The sequence below is a fragment of the Actinomadura barringtoniae genome, assembly GCF_017573505.1.
In the GTDB taxonomy this organism is placed as follows: domain Bacteria; phylum Actinomycetota; class Actinomycetes; order Streptosporangiales; family Streptosporangiaceae; genus Spirillospora; species Spirillospora barringtoniae.
This window is the reverse complement of record NZ_JAGEOJ010000017.1, coordinates 1-17153: the sequence shown is the minus strand read 5'-3', so window position 1 is coordinate 17153 and position 17153 is coordinate 1. Positions and strand designations below refer to the sequence as shown.

Here is a 17153-nt window from a genome sequence, read left to right as displayed (position 1 = left end):
CACATTCGCCGAATATAGATTCAGTGAACTGAGATTCAGGAGGCGTTCATGCGGGTCACGGTGATCGGCGGCGGGGTCGCGGGCGCCACGAGCGCGATCGCGCTGCGGCGGATCGGCGCCGAGGTGACGGTGTACGAGGCCTACGCCGACCCGGCGGGGCCCGTCGGCTCGTTCCTCAGCCTGGCCACCAACGGGCTCCGGTGCCTGCGGGCGCTGGGCTGCCTGGAGGCCGTGCGGGCCGCCGGGCACGACATCGGGCACCAGCGTCTGTGGTCGGACACGGGCCGGCTCCTCGGCGCGATGCCGCGGGGCAGGCTCACCGGCGACCCGCTGCACAGCGTCACGCTGATGCGCGGGCGCCTGGTGGAGACGCTGCGCGCCGAGGCGGTACGGGCCGGGGCGCGGATCGTCACGGGCGAACGGCTCGTCGGAGCAAGCGAAAGCGACAGCAGCGTGACGGCGGAGTTCGAGAGCGGGCTCACGGTCGAGGCGGACCTGCTCGTGGGCGCCGACGGGATCTGGTCGGCGACCCGGCGGATCCTCGACCCGGGTGCGCCCGAGCCCACCTATGCGGGCCTCTTCACGGCCTCGGGCGTCGCGTCCGGCGTCGAGGTGGAGGCCGGCACGTTCAACATGATCTTCGGGCGGAACGGCGCGTTCGCCTACGTCGGGATGCCCGGCGGCGAGACCTGGTGGGCGGCGCAGGTCGCCGACCCCGCGCAGCCCGATCTCGCGTCGGTGGACCTGGACGCGCTCCGCCACCTCTACCGGCACGAGGAGATGGCGCGGACCCTGCTGTCGGCCGCCACGACGATGCAGCGGCCGACGCTGATGCACGTGCTCGGCGAGGTCCCGGTCTGGCACGGCGAACGCATCGTGCTCGTCGGCGACTCAGGCCACCCTGTCGGCGCGGGCCAGGGCGCGTCGATGGCGATCGAGGACGCCGTCGTGCTCGCCCGCGCGCTGGAGACCGCGGACGTTCCGGCGGCACTCGCCGCCTACGACGGTGAACGGCGCAAGCGCATGGCGAAGATGGTCAAGGCCGCGAGCGACAACCGCGACGCCAAGACGGCGGGCCCGGTCGCACGCCGCGTGCGCAACGTCGTCATGCCGCTGGCGACCCGCCTGTTCTACGAGCGGGCCACCTCATGGCTCTACACCCACGACGTGACGGAGGGCTGGCGCCCGTCCACCGCCGCACTCACGCAGGCGTGAGGCTCATGCAGGCGTGACGCGGGCCAGGAGCGCCTCGACGCGGTCGTGCGCGGCGGTGTCGTCCACGCCGCCGCGCCGGTGCCGCGACCATTCGAGCGCGGTGCGCCCGTACTCCAGGTCGCGCACCGACGGGTCGGCGCCGCGCGCGAGGAGGCGTTCGACGGAGGCGGCCCGGCCGTTCTGCGCGGCCAGGCGCAACGCCTGGAGGCCGTATTCGATGTCGGTGGCGTCGATCGGCGCCCCGGCGGCCAGCAGCTGGTCGATCACCTCCAGGCGTTCGTGGTCGGCCGCCGTCGCCAGCGCCCGGATCAGCTCCTCCTCGGACACGGCCGGCGTAAGGAAACCGGTGACGTCGCCGACGGCGGCCGCCTCGATCAGCCCGTCCACCCGCGCCCCGGCGGCGACCAGCACGTCCACCACCCCGGTCATGCCGAACACGGCGGCGTGCATTAGCGCCGTTCCGCCGGGGACGCCGCCCGAGTCCGGCGCGGCGACCGCGTTCACGTCCGCGCCGGCGGCGATGAGCACGGCCGCGACCTCGGCGTCGCCGTAGCTGGCGGCGGTGATGAGCGGGGTCTCGCGTTCGCCGGGCTCCCCGTCGACCAGCGCGCCCGCCGCGATCAGCGCCTCGGCGATGACGCCGGTGCCGGTCAGCGGTCCGGTGAGGCCGAGCCGGCGGGCGTCGAAGTGCAGCATCGCGATGTAGCCGAGCGGCGAGGCGCCCCGGGGGTGGTCGCACCAGTGCAGCATCGGGCTGAGCGCCAGCTCGGGCCGGTCGGCGAGCAGCGCGGCGAGCGCGGCGGCGTCGCGGCGGTTCAGGATGTCGCGGCGGTTGACCTCGGTCGCCATCTCCACCCAGGCCTCGAAGCCGTGCTCGCGCGCGACCGCGAGCCGCGCCGAGTCCATCGTGTGGTCCTTCGACACCAGCTCCAGCCGGATCACCGCGGCCTCGTCGCCGCCGCGGGCGGCGCGCAGGAGTTCGATCGCGTGACTGTGCAGAAGACCCATGTCGGGGCGGGCGGGCAGATCGGGCATGACCTCTCCTTGTGGGAGCTTGCTCAGGCGGGTGCGTACACGTTGCGGACGGCGCGCTTGAAGTCGGGGCACTCGACCAGGGGTTCGTGGGTGCAGACCGCGGCGTGGTCGAGGCTGTCGCGCATCCTCGTGAGCTGCGCGATGCGCTCGTCGAGCTCGCGGGCCTTGTCGGCCATCCGCGCGCGCAGCAGCTCGTCGCCGGGCCTGGCCTCCAGGAACCGCGCGATCTCGGCGATGGTGAACCCGGCGCTGCGGGCGCAGGTGATCAGGCCCAGCCGTTCCAGCACGTCGGGGCGGTAGGTGCGGCGCAGGCCGTTGCGGCCGGTGGGAGCGATGAGGCCGCGCTTCTCGTAGAAGCGGAGCGCGGAGGGCGCGAGGCCGGTCCGCGCGGCGACCTCGCCGATGTCCAGCAGGATCTCGTTCGACGGCGATGTCGACATCCGTGGCCTCCTTGACGTGAACCGCCTTGACTTGAACCGCGCTTCAAGTCGCAGTCTAAACGCCATGAACATCCATCACCTGAACCTGGGGTCGTTCCGGGCGATCGACCCGACTTACACCACCATCTCCCCCGCGGCGGTGGTTTGCCATGCCCTCCTGGCCGAGACCGATTCCTCCGGACTGGTCCTGATCGAGGCAGGTCTCGGCTCTGTCGACGTCGAACGGCCTGGTGAGGCCCTGGACGCCGAATGGCTGGCGATGACCGAGGCCGTCCTGTCCCCCGGCGAGACGGCCGTCCAGCAGATCTCACGGCTGGGTTACAACCCCGCCGACGTACGCCACATCGTGCTCACCCATCTGGACGTGGACCACAGCGGCGGTCTGCCCGACTTCCCCGACGCCAAGGTGCACGTCTTCGAGACGGAACGGCAGGCCGCCTACGCGGAGGGCCCGAGCCGCCGCTACCGGCCGCTGCACTGGGCGCACGGCCCGGACTGGGCGACCTATGGCGAGGGCGGCGAGGAGTGGTTCGGCTTCGAGGGCGTCCGCGAGCTGGACGGGCTGCCGCCGGAGATCCTGCTGGTCCCGCTGGGCGGTCACACCGCGGGCCACGCGGGCGTGGCCGTACGCGGCGACGGCGATCGGTGGCTGCTGCACGCGGGCGACGCGTACTTCTACCACCGGGAGGTCGATCCGGAGGACCACCACGGCCACCCGCTCCTGGACATCCTGCAGAACGACTCGCAGGTCGACGAGAAGCTGCGCCTCACCACCCACGACCGGCTCCGCGCGCTCGTCCGCGACCACGCGGACCAGGTGGAGGTCGTGTCCGCGCACGACCCGTGGGAGTTCGCCCGCTACGTCAGCACGCAGCGAGTCCCGCTGTAGATCGTCGGCATGCACCGGTTGCAGTGGATACAGCGCGACTCGGTGGACTCGTCGCGGGCGATCCGTTCGATGAGGTCGGGCTCCATGAGCAGGGCCCGGCCCATCGCGACGAACTCGAAGCCCTCGTCCATCGCGCGCCGCATCCCGGCGTGGTCGGTGACGCCGCCCAGCAGGATCAGCGGCATGGTCAGCTCGGCCCGGAACGTGCGGGCCATCGGCAGCAGGTAGAGCGGCTCGTAGGGATAGTGCTTCAGGAACGCGCGGCCGAAGACGCGCAGCCCGGTGCGCAGCGGCTGCGGGAACGCCGCCGCGAAGTCCCTGACGGGCGGCTTCCCGTGGAAGAGGTACATGGGGTTGAGCAGGGAGCTGCCCGCGGTGAGCTCCAGCGCGTCCAGGTGGCCGTCGTCCTGGAGCAGCCGCGCGACCTGCAGGCTCTCGTCCGGCTTCAGCCCGCCCCGCACGCCGTCATCGAGGTTCAGCTTCGCGGTGACGGCGATGCGGGTGCCGACGCGGGTCCGCACCGCCTCGGCGACCTGCCGGGCGAGGCGGGCCCGGGCCTCGGTCGTGCCGCCCCAGCCGTCGCGGCGGCGGTTCAGGCGCGGGCTGAGGAACGAGCTGATCAGGTAGTTGTGGCCGAAGTGCAGCTCCACCGAGTCGAACCCGGCGTCCGCCGCCAGCTCGGCCGCGTCGGCGTGAGCCGCCGTGATCCGTTCGATGTCGTCCTCGCTCGCCGCCTGGATGAACTGGCCGGTGAGCGGGCTCAGCCGCCGGGAGGCGCCGAGCGCGGGGGCGCGGTTGGAACGGGCGTCGGCGACCGGGCCCGCGTGGCCGACCTGCGCCGCGACCTTGGCGCCCTCGGCGTGCACCGCCTCGGCCAGCCGGGTGAGGCCGGGTACGGCCTCGGGACGCATGTGGATCTGCCGCCGTTCGGTGCGCCCCTCGGGCGCCACCGCACAGTAGGCGACGGTCGTCATCGCGACCCCGCCGGCGGCGATCGCGCGGTGGAACTCGATCAGTTCGTCGGTGACCAGCGCCTTCGGCGTGCGCCCCTCGAACGTGGCGGCCTTCAGAACGCGGTTACGCAGGGTCAGCGGCCCCAGTCGCGCGGGCTCGAAGATCGTGGTCATGGGGGTCTCCTTCCGCGGCAAGACCTGCCGCGACGAACGCGATGACCGTCCGGGCGGGGGGCGGCTCGGGCGGGTGGCCGGGCTCGGCCAGCGGCGCGCCGTACGTGATCAGTACGAGGTCGCGGGCCAGCCGCCAGCGGTCGGCCGCGTCCCGTTCCGACAGCCCGGGCACGGCCCGGCGGACGATCTCGATCCACGGCTCGGGCGCGGGCCACGGCGACCGCCACGGCAGCGGGTGACCGGCGAGCACGAGCCGGGCCAGCAGCGCGAGCAGCCACCCGCGGGACTCGTCGGCGGCGAGCGCGGCCATCGGCTCGACCAGGACGCGCGCCAGTTGCCCGATGTCGGGCGGGGTGCCGGTGAGATCGGCCAGCGGGCCGTCCCAGGAGCGTCGCAGCCGGTCCTCCAGCAGGGCGGTGACCAGGGCCGGCTTGGAGCCGAAGTGGTAGTGGACGGCCGCCGGGTTCATGCCCGCGGCCTTGTTGACCGCGCGGATCGACGTCCGCTCGTACCCCTGCTCGCGCAGCAGGAGTTCGGCGGCGTCCAGGAGCCGCAGGCGGGCGTCGGGCTCGGTCTGCACGCGCCCAGTGGACCATGGCGCGGACGGGTCGTCAATCACTGATTGAAACGATGATTGGAGAATGCGACACTGCCTGACCATGACGACTTTTCACCGGAATCGCCCCAGCCCGCTGGCGGGCCGCGTCGCCGTCATCACCGGGGCCGCCGGGGGCATCGGCGGCGCGGCCGCCCGGCAGCTGGTGGCCAGGGGCGCGCGCGTCGCGCTCCTCGACCGGGACGCCGAGGCCGCGGCGGCGCTCGCCGCCGAGCTGGGCGAACCGGCCGCGCCGTTCGCGGTGGACGTCACCGACCCGAACGGGCTGGAGCGGGTGATGGCCGAGGTCGCGGGCCGATTCGGCGGCATCGACGTGGTCGTCGCCAACGCCGGGGTGAGCGGGCCGCTCGCGACCGTGTCGGCCATCGAGCCCGCCGAGTTCGAGCAGGTGGTGGACGTGAACCTGCTCGGCGTCTGGCGCACCGTGCGGGCCGCGCTGCCGCGGGTCACCGAGCGGCGCGGCTACATCCTGCTGACCTCGTCGATCGCGGCGGCGATCCCGTGCCCGACGGTCGCCGCCTACGCCGCGACCAAGGCCGCGGTGGAGGCGTTCGGGCGCGCGCTGCGGCTGGAACTCGCGCACACCGGGACCGGCGTCGGCGTCGCCTACTTCGGCGCGGTCGACACCGGCCTGGTACGCGGCCTGATCACCCGTCCGGCGCTGGCCGACGGGCTGGACCGGATGCCCAAGGTCATCGGCGCGCCGATCTCGCCCGCGCGGGCGGGCGCGGCGATGGTGAACGGCATCGAGCGCCGGTCCAGGTCGGTCTACGCGCCGTGGTGGGTGCCGGGCCTGCTGGCCGTACGCGCCCAGGTCGCGCTCGCCGACCCGCTCGCGGCCCGGTTCCCGCCGCTGACCCGCCTCATCAAGGACTCCGAACGCGCCAGGCCGTGAGCACCAAGCCGTGAGGCGGGCGGGCCGCGGACCGGGCTGCCGCCCGCCGGTCGGACCTCCTGGCTGCGGTCAGACCTCCTGGCTGCGCAGGCTGAGGCCGAGCGCGCGGAACTGCTCGACCGGGTGGTGGTAGCCGCGTTCGATGTGGTGGACGCCGCGCAGCGTGGAGGGGCCGTTGGCGACCGCGGCGGCCAGCACCGCCGAGAACCCGGCCCGGATGTCGGGCATGGTGACGTCGCCGCCGCGCAGCTTGGAGATGCCGCGCACGACCGCCGAGTGCTTGGCGCCGGTGTCGTGGTAGCGGCAGGCCGGGCCGCCCAGGCAGGTGTCGTACACCTCGATCTCGGCGCCCATGCTCTGCAGCGCCGGAACGTACGCCAGCCGGTTCTCGTACACCGTCTCGTGCAGCACCGACATGCCGTCGGCCTGCGTGAACAGCACCATCAGCGGCGTCTGCCAGTCGGTGGCGAACCCGGGGTGGGTGTCGGTCTGCACCGCGGCGGGGCTGAGCAGGTTCGGCGCCGACGCCATGATCCAGTCGTCGGTGATCTCGAACTTGGCGCCCATCCGGGCCAGCGTGGTGATCGGCGTGACCAGGCGGTCCTGCGGGCAGCCGTGCACCCGCACCTCTCCCCCGGTCACCAGGCCTGCGACCAGGTAGGAGAACGCCTCGATGCGGTCGCCAGCGAGCCTGGTCTGCGCGCCCGCCAGCCCGTCGACGCCCTCGACGACGATCCGGCGGTCCGGGCTGAAGGAGATGCCCGCGCCCATCCGCTGCAGGAACAGCGCCAGCTCGATGATCTCGGGCTCGGTGGCGGCGTTGCGGATGACGGTCTTGCCCTCGGCCAGCACCGCCGCCAGCAGCACCGTCTCGGTGGCGCCGACGCTCGGGTAGGGAAGGTTGATCCGGGTGCCGCGCAGCCGCTTGGCGCGGGCGTGGATGCCGTCGTGGGCGATCTCGACCTCGGCGCCGAACGCGCGCAGCGCGTCCACGTGGAAGTCGACCGGCCGGCGGCCGATCGGGTCGCCTCCGACCAGCGGGACGAACGCCTCGCCCGCCAGGTGCAGCAGCGGGCCGAGCATGAGGATCGGGATCCGGTTGAGCCCGGTGAACGTCCGGTCCACGCCGGCCTCGGTCACCGGCCCGGGCACGACGGTGACCTCGTCACCCGCGCGCTCGACCTTCATCCCCACGTGTTCGAGCATCGCGGTGGTGATGCCGACCTCGCCCACGTCGGGCGCATTGCGTATGGTGCTCGGCCCCTGGCCCAGCATGGCGGCCACCATGTGCTTGCTGACCGCGTTCTTGGCGCCCCGCACGGTGACGTCCCCGCGCAGTGGCCCGGACGGTTCGATCTGCCACAGCTTCTCGGTCACCGTTGCAGCCTAAGGGCAACGACCCGGCAAAACGCCGAAGTCGCCCGGACGTTCACTCAGAAGCCCACGATCGCGAACGCGATCCCGGCGATCACATGCGCGAGCACGGTCACCACCAGCACCGCGATGAAGACGTACTTGGCGGTCGGGTGGTCGAACTGCGAGCCCTTCGGGGTCGTCTGGGCGGAGCGGTCGAGGGCCTCCTGCTCCAGGGTCTCCAGCGAGGGAAGGAACGACGGCCGTCGGGGCATGAGCGGCTCTCCTCGGATAGGCCACTAACGGTTAGTGCACTAATCATTAGTGTACGATGACCGCGTGAGCGACAGTGAGCCCGTGGCGAGTGACTTCGGCGACATCGACCCGCTGGCCTTGGAAAACCAGGTGTGCTTCGCCCTGGCGGTCGCCTCGCGGTCGGTGATCGCCGTCTACCGGCCGCTCCTGGAGCCGATGGGCCTCACCCACCCGCAGTACCTGGTGATGCTGGCTCTCTGGCAGCACGCGCCGCTGTCGGTCAAGGAGATCAGCGGCATGCTCCAGCTGGAGCCCGCCACCCTCTCCCCCTTGCTGAAGCGCCTGGAATCAGCGGGCTACATCCGCCGCCGGCGTTCCGGCGACGACGAGCGGTCCCTCGCCATCGCCCTGACCGACACCGGCCGCGAGCTGCGCACCGAAGCCCTCAAGATCCCGCCCACGATCGTCGACCGCCTGGGCATGGACCTCACCGAACTGCGCAGCCTCCACGCCGCCCTCACCCAGGTCATAGCCGCCGCCAACACCGCCCGAGCCCACCAGGGCGCCTAGCAGCGGATGAGTCGCGGCCTAGTCGCCGTGGAGGCCCCAGGTGATGTCGTGGTCGGCGTCCTTGGCGTGGAAGGCCAGGAGGGCGGCGCCCTCCTCTTCGAGCGGGGCGCGGTCGGCGGCGGGGAGGGGCTTGAACGGTCTGATGCTGAGCGTGGCCTTGCCCTTGGTGTTGTCCAGGTTCCACGTTCCGCGTAGGAAGCCGTCCACCGTGAAGACCGGGTAGTTGACGTTGGCCAGCCACACCGCCTCGGCGGCTTCGTCGCTCACCACGCGGGCGCGGTCCTTGTAGCCGATGAAGACGTTGTCGTACTCGGGCAGGAACCGTACGGGGGCGGGGGTGTCCTCGTCGGGGCGCGGCGCGTCGGGGAGATCGAAGAGCTCCACGCCGTTCTCGTCCCGGAAGGTGATCAGCTCGCCGCGGTGCCGATCGACCACCTCGGCCAGCTTGGTCAGCCCGCACCACAGCTGGAGGTCGCGGACCGAGGCGGGGCCGAACGCGGCGAGGTAGCGCATCACCATCGCGTCGGGCGTCACGTCGGCGTTGAGGTCCTTGCCGAGCCAGTGCTGCAGGGTGGTGTGCCGGGCGAGGCCGCCCCGCTGCCACAGCCCGCGCGGCGTCACCTGCGCCATCGCGAGCAGGTGACGGGAGACCATGCCGAGCGCGTCGGGGCGGCTGTCCGGCCACTCCTCGATCAGGACCTTGCCGATCTCGCCGGCGGTCATCGGCCGTTCCTCGACCAGGGCGCGGGACCGTTCGGTGGCGCGCCCGAGATCGACGCTCGCCAGCGGCTTGCCGAAGTTGGTCTTCAGGATGCGCCGCATCAGGTCCTGGAAGAGCGGCTGCAGCATCAGGGCGTCGCGGGCGGTGACGGTGTGGATGGTGCACCGCATCAGGCTCAGCCGGACGAACTCGCGCGCCTCGTAACGTTCGGAGAACGCGACCGGGTCAAATCCCTCCAAGCGCGATCAGAGCTGCGTGTAATGGTTGTGCGGGACCTGCGTCTGGAGCCCGACCAGATGCTCCACCGCCTCGGCCGGGTCCATGGCCGTACGGCGCAGGAGCAGCTGGCGGTCCAGGGTCGCCCGGTTCAACGCCCGGCGGCTCAGTACCTCACCCATACCGACAACATACTGGGGTGGCCACGCAGCGTCCCGACGTGATCCACTGCCTGCACCATCAGGCCGTTGACATGCGGAGGCCCCTCAAGATGCGGCTGCGGCCCCATTCGATTCGCGGACGCGACACGGTGCTGGCGACCATCTTCGCCGCCGTGGTCCTCACGCTGCTCGCGACCGGCTCGGACCTGGTCGTCCGGGAGCACTACAAGCAGCAGGTCTCCAACCGCACCCGGATCGCGGCCACCCAGGTGACCTCGGCGGTCCGCGACGGAACGCTGCGTTCGCCGATCAGGCAGAGCGTCGAGGGCGCCGACTACCTGCAGGTCATCGGGCCCGACCGGCGGGTACGCGACGCCAGCGCCAAGGCCGCGGGCCGCCCGCCGCTGGCGCCCCTGTTCCCGCCGGCGAACTCGCGCGTGCGGGAGGCCACGATGTGCCCCGCGCCAGGCGGCGGCTGCATGTTCGTGGTGGCGATCCGGGTCACCAACGCCCCCGACTCGCCGGTGGCGCTCAGCGCCAGCCCGCTGCCCGGGGTCCTGCTCGGCCACCACCTGGAGTACTTCCTCGCGGGACTGGTGATCGCGCTGACCGGGCTCGCCGCCCTCACGACCTGGCAGGTGGTCGGGCGGACGCTGCGGCCGGTCGAGCAGATCAGGGCGCAGCTCGCCGAGATCACCGGCAGCGACCTGTCGCGGCGCGTTCCGCAGCCCACCGGGCAGGACGAGATCGCCCAGCTCGCCCGGACCGCGAACCAGACGCTGGAACGGCTGGAGGAGTCGGTCGCGCGGCAACGCCAGTTCGCCTCGGACGCGGCGCACGAGCTGCGCACCCCGATCACCGGCCTGCGGGTCAACCTCGAGGACCTGGCGATGAGCCCGCACGACCCGGAGCTCACCACGTCCGCCACCCAGGCCGCCCTCGCCGCCACCGACCGGCTCGAGGCGATCGTCACCGACCTGCTCCTGCTGGCCAGGCTCGGCACCAGCACGGGCACGGTCGTCCATCAGCCGGTCGACCTGGCCGACCTGGTCTCCACCGAGCTCGACGCCCGCCACCCGGCCGCGCTGTCGGCGCCCGACGGCCGGCGCCCCACCGTCAGCACGCGCGTCGGCGCCGACGTCGTGGTGGACGGGGTACGGGTGCAGCTGGCCCGGCTGCTGAACAACCTGCTCGACAACGCCGAACGGCACACGACCGCCTCCATCGACGTCCAGGTCGTCCGGGACGAAGGCGACATCCTGCTGGCGGTCACCGACGACGGCCCGGGCGTGCCCGACGCCGACCGCGAGCGCATCTTCGAACGCTTCACCCGCCTGGACTCGGCCCGCAGCCGCTCCTCGGGCGGTTCGGGCCTGGGCCTGGCCATCGCCCGCGGCATCGCGAACTCGCACGGCGGCTCGCTCACCCTCGACGACCATCGTCCCGGCGCCCGCTTCGTGCTGCGGCTTCCGGCTCACCGGCACCCGGGGGACGACGTCGAGGCCGGATGATCTGTTTTCACGACGAACGCGCACTGTGACCGATGTAGCACGTTGAGTCGAAAAGGCGATGTCCGCCCACCGCCGGTCTGGCAGTGGACGGACATCATCGAGCGGGCCTAGGGCCTACAGAGGCCGTGTCAGGCCTACTTGCACTGTGTTCCCTTGCAGGATTTCAGCCGGTTGAGCTCGGCCTTGAGCGAGGCCAGCTTCTGGCGAGAGAGCTTCTTCGCCGTGTTGTTGAGCTCCAGCGGATCGCGTCTCAGGTCGTAGTACTCCCGTTCGCCGGTGACGTACTCGACATAGAGCTCATGGTCGTTGCGGATGGCCGCGTAGGTCGGCGGGTTGCCGCTCGCGGCGTCCTGGCGGTCCGGGTCGTCCGCGGCCGTGTTGGGACCATGGTGCTCGACCAGCACCGACTTGCGGTCGGCCTGGCCCTGGCCGTGCAGGTACGGCAGCAGCCCGTGACCGTCGACCGACTTGGCCACCTTGCGGCCGGCGATCTGCTCGAAGGTCGGACGCAGGTCGGTGTTCTGGACCAGCTTGGAGTTGGTCGCGCCGGACTTCACGCCCGGGCCGAGGACGACCAGCGGCACCCTGATGTCGCTGTCGAACGCCGTCTGCTTGCCCGGGGTGAGCCGATGCTCGCCGAGGTGGAAGCCGTTGTCGGAGCTGAACACCAGGTAGGTGTTGCGGTCCTGGCCCTGCGCCTTGAGGGTGGCGCGCAGGTTGGCGATCATCCGGTCCACGGCCTGCACGGAGCGGGCGCGCTTGCGGAACGAGTTGTCGATGTTGGCGATCTGCGCCTTGGTGAGCTTGCTCCGGGACTTCAGCCAGCTCGGCTTGTCCCTCATGTCGGCCTCGTTGAAGGCCTTGCTGCGGGGAGCCTTCGCGTCGGGGAAGAGCTTCTTGTCCTTCGGCGCAGGGGTCGCCGGGCCATGCGGCGCGAACGTCGAGAGCTCCAGCATGAAGGGCTTCTTGCTGGACACCGACTTCTTGATGAAGGCCTGGCCCTTGTTGGAGATGACGTTGGTCAGGTAGTCCTTCGGCTGCTTGCCGTACTTGACGACCTTGCCGTTCTCGTTGAGGGAGTAGTTGTACTCCGGGTAACCGTTGCCGGCGACGGCCCAGTCGGTCCAGCCCGGCGGCACCCCGTTCTTCTTCGGGTCGTAGCCGTTGAGGTACTTGCCCATGAGAGCGGTGTTGTAGCCGGACGCCTTCAGCGACGTGGCGAACGTGTCGTTCTGGTTGCCGTTCTTGTTGAACGCTCCATAACCGCCGTCATCGCCACTGTTGGTGAACACCCCGGTGTTATGCGGGAAACGCCCGGTGAACGTGGTCGTACGCGACGGGCAGCACAGGGAATCGGTGACGTAGTAGTTGTTGAACGACATCCCTTCCTTCTGCATCTGCTGCACCTGCGGCATGTACGGAAGGAGGTTGGTGTTCAGGTCATCGGTCAGAACGAAGATGATGTTCGGTGGTCGTTTCTTCGCCGAGCTCGACGCCCCGTTGAGGGCGGCGGACCCGGCCGCGCAGCCACTGGACATGACAACAGCCAGAAGCGCGGCGAGCGACCAGCGCATCGGTCGAATTCTCAAGACATACCTTCCTTTGCCCTACATCAGGCGGCGCCATCCTGACGTAGAAGGCTCTGATATGTCTGAGAAACCGGTGTGAACGACGTGTCGAAAGCGTCACATTCGTCCAGGAAGGGCTCAGGTGGTCTCCAGGGCCTGCTCAGCGGACTCGTAAAGTCGCAGCCGGCCGGCCACTCCGTAGACGTTGAGCACCCGCCGCACGCGCGGCCCGCATCCGGAGACCGCCAGGTGGCGGCCCCTTTCGGTGGCCTCACGGTCGGCCCACACCAGCACGCCGATTCCTGTGGAATCGATGAACTCCAGCTCGGAAAGGTCCAGCACCAGCCGGATCACCTCGTCCGAGTCCAGTGCCGCCCGGATGTGCACGCGGAGGTCGGGGGTGTAGAGGAGGTCGAGCTCGCCGGACAGGTACAGCACCTTGCCCGGTGGCGAGTCCAGCTCTCGTACGGCGAACCAGTGCGGCGCGTCCGGCCGGGTATGCCTGATCGCGTCGTCGGTCACAGGGATCCCCCTGCCGCCGGCTGGGGCGGCGGGGGCGGGGTGGTCGGGTCGCCGAGCAGCTCGGCGGCCAGGTCGGCGACGCGGCGCCGCTGGTTGCGCGCCTCGGCGCGCAGGTACTGGAACGCGTCTCCGGCGTCCAGCCCGTCGCGGCCCATCACGAACCCGATGGCCCGCTCGATGATCACCCGGTAGTCCAGCGCGTACTGCAGCTGGCCCGCCAGCACGCTGTGGTCGCGCGCGGCGACCGCGGTGGCCAGGATCTCGCCGACCAGCGCCGTGTAGGCCATGAGCGCGTCGGTGTCGGAGGAGTCCCACTCCTGCGCGGTCGAGCGGTAGACGTTCAGCGTGCCCACCGGTCCCCCGCCCAGCCGGATGGGTGCTCCCGCCACGGCCTGAACGCGCCGGTCCAGGTGCTTCGGCAGCTCCTGCCAGCGCGCGTCCGAGTGAACGTCCTTGCTGCTCACCACGCGGTTGTGCAGGTAGGTGTCGACGCAGGGGCCCTGCCCGGCTGCCAGCTGCGCCTCCTCCAGCGCGCGGCCGATCTCGTCGGTCGAGGCGACGTAGCGCAGCGCGCCCGCGTCGTCGACGAACATCACCCCGGCGCCGTCGTAGTCGAACAGCGCGTTGACGGCGGCGATGATCCGCCCCATCGCCGTCACCAGGTCGGTCTCCTGGGGCGTCGATCTGATGCGCTCCAGACTGTCCTGCAATGCTGCGGTATCGATATGCATGAAGTTCTCGCCTTCCTGATCCGGGAGCACGCGGGGCTTACAAGCCCTGGCGGCCCGGACTGTTCCAGAGTTCGGGGGGTGGCTCAGCCGGCGTCCGGCCCGGTGACGCTCTCACCGCGGCCCGCGGTGCGGGCCGCGGTTCGTCCCACGGCGCGGTTCGTCGGTCGCGCCAGCATCTCCAGGAACACCGCGAGCACGTCGGCGAGCCGCTGCGCGGCCGCGATGTGATCGGGCCTCCAGCGTGTGGGCGCGTGCCGGTAGAGGTTGAGTGCGCCGACCATGCGCCCGTAGGCGCTCACCGGCAGCGACAGCACGGCCCGCACCGGGGCCCGTTCGGGCATGTTCTCGACCGCGACCGGGGCACCGGTGGTCAGGCAGTCGAACGCCGGACCCGACCGGCTCGACTGCTGGATGACCTCCAGCTCCATGCCCTCGCCCGTGGTGGCGCCGACCGCACGCAGATCCGCGTGCTGGTCCAGAAGCATCAGCGCCGCGCCGTCCGCTCCCGAGATCACCGCGGCGTTCTCCAGCGTTCGCGACAGCCGTCCTGCCGCCTCGGCGAGATCGACCGCCCAGCCCTCATCAGGCATGATCGTGCTCCTTCGCTTCGAAGTCACGATCCGCAGGGGGCAGGGCGGATACCGCTACTCTTCGTAGGCTACAGCAGTTATGCAAGCCCGCGATCCGTTCTCGCTCCGCCCTCGCACGATCACGCTCTCACCTGCGAGGATCGCCCTATGGATCTTGGGTTGAGCGGCAAGCGGGCCTTCGTCACCGGCGGATCGGCCGGGATCGGGCTGGGAATCGCCGAGGCACTGGCCGGAGAGGGCGCCTCGGTCGCCATCTGCGGGCGGGACGAGGCCCGTCTCCAGGCCGCCGAGGCCAGGTCGGGGGCGGTGGGCCTGGTCGCCGACGTGACCGATCCGGACGCACTCGGCCGGGCCGTCGACCAGGGCGCCGAACGGCTGGGGGGCCTCGACATCGTCGTCGCGAACGCGGGCGGCGCGTCCGGCGGCGGGCTGGTCGACTCCACCCCGGACGACTGGGCCGAGACGTTCGCCATCAACGTCCTGCACGCCGCGCACGCCATCCGGACCGCCGTTCCCCATTTCGAACGGCAGGGCGGCGGCGTCGCCCTGATCATCGCGTCCATCACCGGCTGGAAGCCCGGCCCCAAGTCCTCCTACGCCGCCGCGAAGGCCGCCGAGATCCACCTGGCCGCCACGCTCGGCCAGGAGCTCGGTCCGCGCAATATCCGCGTCAACGCCCTCAGCCCAGGCTCGGTGCTCTTCGAGGGCAGCGGCTGGGAGATGTTCAAGGAGACCCGTCCCGAACGCTTCGCCGCGTTCGCACGCGAGGACTTCCCGTCCGGCCGCCTGGTCACGCTCGACGAGGTCACCGACGTGGCCTGCTTCCTGCTGTCGGAACGGGCCCGTGGCATCAACGGCGCCAACATCTGCGTGGACGGCGCACAGGACCATCCCAGCGCCGGACGCTTCTTCCCCTGATCGGCTGGTCGGCGATGAGTTCTCTGCCCTGAGCCGGTCCATCTCCTTGAAAGCGGCATTTCTGGGGAGGAGAACAGCATGAGTGATGCTCAGACGCGCGTTCAGGACGCAGTCGACGGGCTCGTCGAGACGGGCAAGGAGATCGGCGTCCAGGTCGCCGTCTACCACCACGGCGAGCAGGTCGTGGACGCGGTGGCGGGCGCCGCCGACTCCGAGACGGGGCGGCCGGTCGAGCCCGGCACGCCCTTCTACAACTTCTCGATCGGCAAGGGCGTGACCGCGACGATCGCGCACGTGCTCGCCGAACGCGGGCTCTTCGACTACGACACCCGCGTCGCCGAGCTCTGGCCGGAGTTCGCGGCCCATGGCAAGGAGAACGTGACCGTACGACATGTCCTCAACCACTCGGCCGGCCTGCCGGGTGTACCGGTGGACGCGACGATCGAGGACGTCTGCGACTGGGACAAGATGACCGCCTTCCTGGCCGACGCCGAGTTGTGGTGGGAGCCCGGGACCGAGGTCGGCTACCACGCCTACACGTTCGGCTACCTGGTCGGCGAGATCGTCCGCCGGGCGACCGGCAAGCCGATCTCCGAGGTCCTCGTCGAAGAGGTGTCAGGTCCCCTGGGCGTCGCGGACGAGATCTACTTCGCGATGCCCGCGTCCGAGCAGGCCAGGCTCGCCCGGCTGGAGGACGAGCCTGGCCTCGGCGAGATGGCCGGCGACATGCCGCCGGACCTGCCCATGTTCAAGGCCGGGCCGCTCGTCCTCTTCCCGAACGCCGCGCTCGGCAACCGGCCCGACATGCTCGCCGCCACCATCCCCGCGGGCTGCAAGACTTCCGCCCGCGCGATCGCCCACATGTACGCCGCGGTGATCGGTGAGGTGGACGGCGTGCGCTTCCTCTCTCCCGAACGGCTCGCCCAGGTCTGGGCGGTCTCCGCGACCGGCACCGACCAGATCTTCGGCAACCCCAGCACGTGGGGCCTGGGCTACGCCGGCGGCTTCTCCGGCTCGGACACCGAGTTCGGGATGGCCGGCGCGGGCGGCAGCTACGCGGGCGCCGACACCGCCACCGGCGTCGCGTTCGCGGTGACCAAGAACCGTTTCTCCATGAGCTTCGACTCGGCCACCGAGATCATCAAGCTCATCCGGGAGCTCTACGGCTGATCAACGCTCCACGGTCAGGCGGACGCCGAGACCGATGAAGATGCCGCCCGTCGTGACGTCCAACCGGCGGCGGGCGGCCTTGCGCTCGCGCAGCCATCCGCCGATCCGGCCCGCGAGAACTCCCACCAGGCCGTCGACGAGGAACTCAAGGACGATCAGGATCGCGCCGAGGATCGTGAACTGCACCCAGACCGGGCCGAGGGCGGGGTCGATGAACTGGGGCAGGAAAGCGATGGTGAAGGTGACCATCTTCGGGTTGAGGAGATTGGTCACCAGGCCGTTCAGATAGGCACGGCGACCGGCCATCCCGCCATTCTCGGCCGGCAGTTCCTCCATGCCCTTGCGTTGGCGGATCATCTGCACGCCCAGATAGATCAGGTAGACCCCGCCGATCATCCGCACGACGGTGAACGCGGTCGGCACGGCGGCGAACAGCGCCGCCAGCCCCGCGGCCGCCACCGCCACATGAACGGCCTCGCTGGTGGCCACACCGGCCGTCGCCAGGAGCCCCACACGAGGCCCGCCCCGCATCCCGCACCCGAGGATGTACAGCATGTCCGGACCGGGAACGATCATGGCCACGATGGTCGTCACGGTGAACGCCGCGAGCAGATGAGAATCGATCGGCATGGGACTCCCTCTCCACCAGT

Annotated in this window: 20 protein-coding genes; 7 read left to right on the top strand and 13 right to left on the bottom strand. The window is 71.0% G+C overall.

Annotation, left to right across the window (positions count from 1 at the left end):
- Window positions 1–48 precede the first annotated feature (48 nt).
- Window positions 49–1215: an FAD-dependent oxidoreductase gene (locus tag J4573_RS36495; protein WP_208260670.1), complete on the top strand. Its 1167-nt coding sequence runs from the start codon at window positions 49–51 to the stop codon at window positions 1213–1215.
- Between the two features lie 3 nt (window positions 1216–1218).
- Here the strand turns inward: J4573_RS36495 and J4573_RS36490 are convergent, their stop codons facing one another.
- Window positions 1219–2250, bottom strand: a complete 1032-nt coding sequence (locus tag J4573_RS36490) for an ankyrin repeat domain-containing protein (protein ID WP_208260669.1) — start codon at window positions 2248–2250, stop codon at window positions 1219–1221.
- A 23-nt stretch (window positions 2251–2273) separates the two neighbouring features.
- Complete coding sequence (locus J4573_RS36485; RefSeq protein ID WP_208260668.1) at window positions 2274–2690, bottom strand: MerR family transcriptional regulator; 417 nt, start codon at window positions 2688–2690, stop codon at window positions 2274–2276.
- A gap of 64 nt (window positions 2691–2754) precedes the next feature.
- Between J4573_RS36485 and J4573_RS36480 the strand changes: the two genes are divergently transcribed.
- The gene (locus J4573_RS36480; RefSeq protein WP_208260667.1) at window positions 2755–3579 is read left to right on the top strand and encodes an MBL fold metallo-hydrolase; all 825 of its coding nucleotides are present in this window, start codon (window positions 2755–2757) and stop codon (window positions 3577–3579) included.
- Here J4573_RS36480 and J4573_RS36475 read toward each other — a convergent pair.
- Both J4573_RS36475 and J4573_RS36470 read right to left on the bottom strand, forming a co-directional pair.
- Entirely contained in the window at window positions 3549–4706 is a 1158-nt protein-coding gene (locus J4573_RS36475) for an NADH:flavin oxidoreductase (RefSeq protein WP_208260666.1), read from the bottom strand. The two genes, J4573_RS36480 and J4573_RS36475, sit on opposite strands and share 31 nt — an antisense overlap.
- Window positions 4657–5286 carry a TetR/AcrR family transcriptional regulator gene (locus tag J4573_RS36470; protein ID WP_208260665.1) on the bottom strand — a complete coding sequence of 210 codons (630 nt, stop codon included), beginning with the start codon at window positions 5284–5286 and terminating at the stop codon, window positions 4657–4659. The genes J4573_RS36475 and J4573_RS36470 overlap by 50 nt, the downstream gene beginning before the upstream one ends.
- A 79-nt stretch (window positions 5287–5365) precedes the next feature.
- Here J4573_RS36470 and J4573_RS36465 point away from each other — a divergent pair, with 79 nt between their 5' ends.
- Window positions 5366–6217 (top strand): short-chain dehydrogenase/reductase, encoded by an 852-nt coding sequence (locus J4573_RS36465; protein WP_208260664.1) that lies wholly within the window; start codon window positions 5366–5368, stop codon window positions 6215–6217.
- 69 nt (window positions 6218–6286) lie between these two features.
- On the opposite strand, the gene murA is transcribed toward J4573_RS36465, so the two are convergent.
- Together murA and J4573_RS36455 are read right to left on the bottom strand one after the other, a co-directional pair.
- Window positions 6287–7594 carry a UDP-N-acetylglucosamine 1-carboxyvinyltransferase gene (gene murA, locus J4573_RS36460; RefSeq protein ID WP_208260663.1) on the bottom strand — a complete coding sequence of 436 codons (1308 nt, stop codon included), beginning with the start codon at window positions 7592–7594 and terminating at the stop codon, window positions 6287–6289.
- Window positions 7595–7650: 56 nt separating this feature from the next.
- Complete coding sequence (locus tag J4573_RS36455) at window positions 7651–7845, bottom strand: hypothetical protein (RefSeq protein ID WP_208260662.1); 195 nt, start codon at window positions 7843–7845, stop codon at window positions 7651–7653.
- A gap of 64 nt (window positions 7846–7909) precedes the next feature.
- Here J4573_RS36455 and J4573_RS36450 point away from each other — a divergent pair, with 64 nt between their 5' ends.
- A complete protein-coding gene (locus J4573_RS36450) occupies window positions 7910–8395 on the top strand; it encodes a MarR family winged helix-turn-helix transcriptional regulator (protein ID WP_307797179.1) in 486 nt (161 codons plus the stop codon).
- A gap of 18 nt (window positions 8396–8413) precedes the next feature.
- Here J4573_RS36450 and J4573_RS36445 read toward each other — a convergent pair whose 3' ends face one another.
- Together J4573_RS36445 and J4573_RS36440 are read right to left on the bottom strand one after the other, a co-directional pair.
- Window positions 8414–9355, bottom strand: coding sequence for a winged helix DNA-binding domain-containing protein (locus tag J4573_RS36445; RefSeq protein WP_208260661.1), 942 nt, complete (start codon window positions 9353–9355; stop codon window positions 8414–8416).
- Between the two features lie 6 nt (window positions 9356–9361).
- Window positions 9362–9514 carry a hypothetical protein gene (locus tag J4573_RS36440; RefSeq protein ID WP_208260660.1) on the bottom strand — a complete coding sequence of 51 codons (153 nt, stop codon included), beginning with the start codon at window positions 9512–9514 and terminating at the stop codon, window positions 9362–9364.
- 17 nt (window positions 9515–9531) lie between these two features.
- On the opposite strand from J4573_RS36440, the gene J4573_RS36435 reads away from it, so the two are divergent.
- Complete coding sequence (locus J4573_RS36435; protein ID WP_307797177.1) at window positions 9532–11004, top strand: sensor histidine kinase; 1473 nt, start codon at window positions 9532–9534, stop codon at window positions 11002–11004.
- 134 nt (window positions 11005–11138) lie between these two features.
- Here J4573_RS36435 and J4573_RS36430 read toward each other — a convergent pair whose 3' ends face one another.
- The 4 genes from J4573_RS36430 to J4573_RS36415 all read right to left on the bottom strand — a co-directional run bounded on the left by J4573_RS36430 (window position 11139) and on the right by J4573_RS36415 (window position 14415).
- Window positions 11139–12593, bottom strand: coding sequence for a sulfatase family protein (locus J4573_RS36430; RefSeq protein WP_208260659.1), 1455 nt, complete (start codon window positions 12591–12593; stop codon window positions 11139–11141).
- A 117-nt stretch (window positions 12594–12710) separates the two neighbouring features.
- The gene (locus J4573_RS36425; protein ID WP_208260658.1) at window positions 12711–13094 is read right to left on the bottom strand and encodes an STAS domain-containing protein; all 384 of its coding nucleotides are present in this window, start codon (window positions 13092–13094) and stop codon (window positions 12711–12713) included.
- On the bottom strand, window positions 13091–13825 hold the full coding sequence (locus tag J4573_RS36420; RefSeq protein ID WP_208260657.1) for a GAF and ANTAR domain-containing protein: 735 nt from the start codon (window positions 13823–13825) through the stop codon (window positions 13091–13093). The genes J4573_RS36425 and J4573_RS36420 overlap by 4 nt, the downstream gene beginning before the upstream one ends.
- An 83-nt stretch (window positions 13826–13908) precedes the next feature.
- Complete coding sequence (locus J4573_RS36415) at window positions 13909–14415, bottom strand: GAF domain-containing protein (protein ID WP_208260656.1); 507 nt, start codon at window positions 14413–14415, stop codon at window positions 13909–13911.
- 147 nt (window positions 14416–14562) lie between these two features.
- Between J4573_RS36415 and J4573_RS36410 the strand changes: the two genes are divergently transcribed.
- Both J4573_RS36410 and J4573_RS36405 read left to right on the top strand, forming a co-directional pair.
- Window positions 14563–15333 (top strand): SDR family NAD(P)-dependent oxidoreductase, encoded by a 771-nt coding sequence (locus J4573_RS36410; RefSeq protein WP_208260655.1) that lies wholly within the window; start codon window positions 14563–14565, stop codon window positions 15331–15333.
- Window positions 15334–15411: 78 nt separating this feature from the next.
- Entirely contained in the window at window positions 15412–16503 is a 1092-nt protein-coding gene (locus J4573_RS36405; RefSeq protein ID WP_208260654.1) for a serine hydrolase domain-containing protein, read from the top strand.
- On the opposite strand, the gene J4573_RS36400 is transcribed toward J4573_RS36405, so the two are convergent.
- Window positions 16504–17133 carry a LysE family translocator gene (locus tag J4573_RS36400; protein WP_208260653.1) on the bottom strand — a complete coding sequence of 210 codons (630 nt, stop codon included), beginning with the start codon at window positions 17131–17133 and terminating at the stop codon, window positions 16504–16506. It abuts the gene before it with no gap.
- Between the last annotated feature and the right edge of the window lie 20 nt (window positions 17134–17153).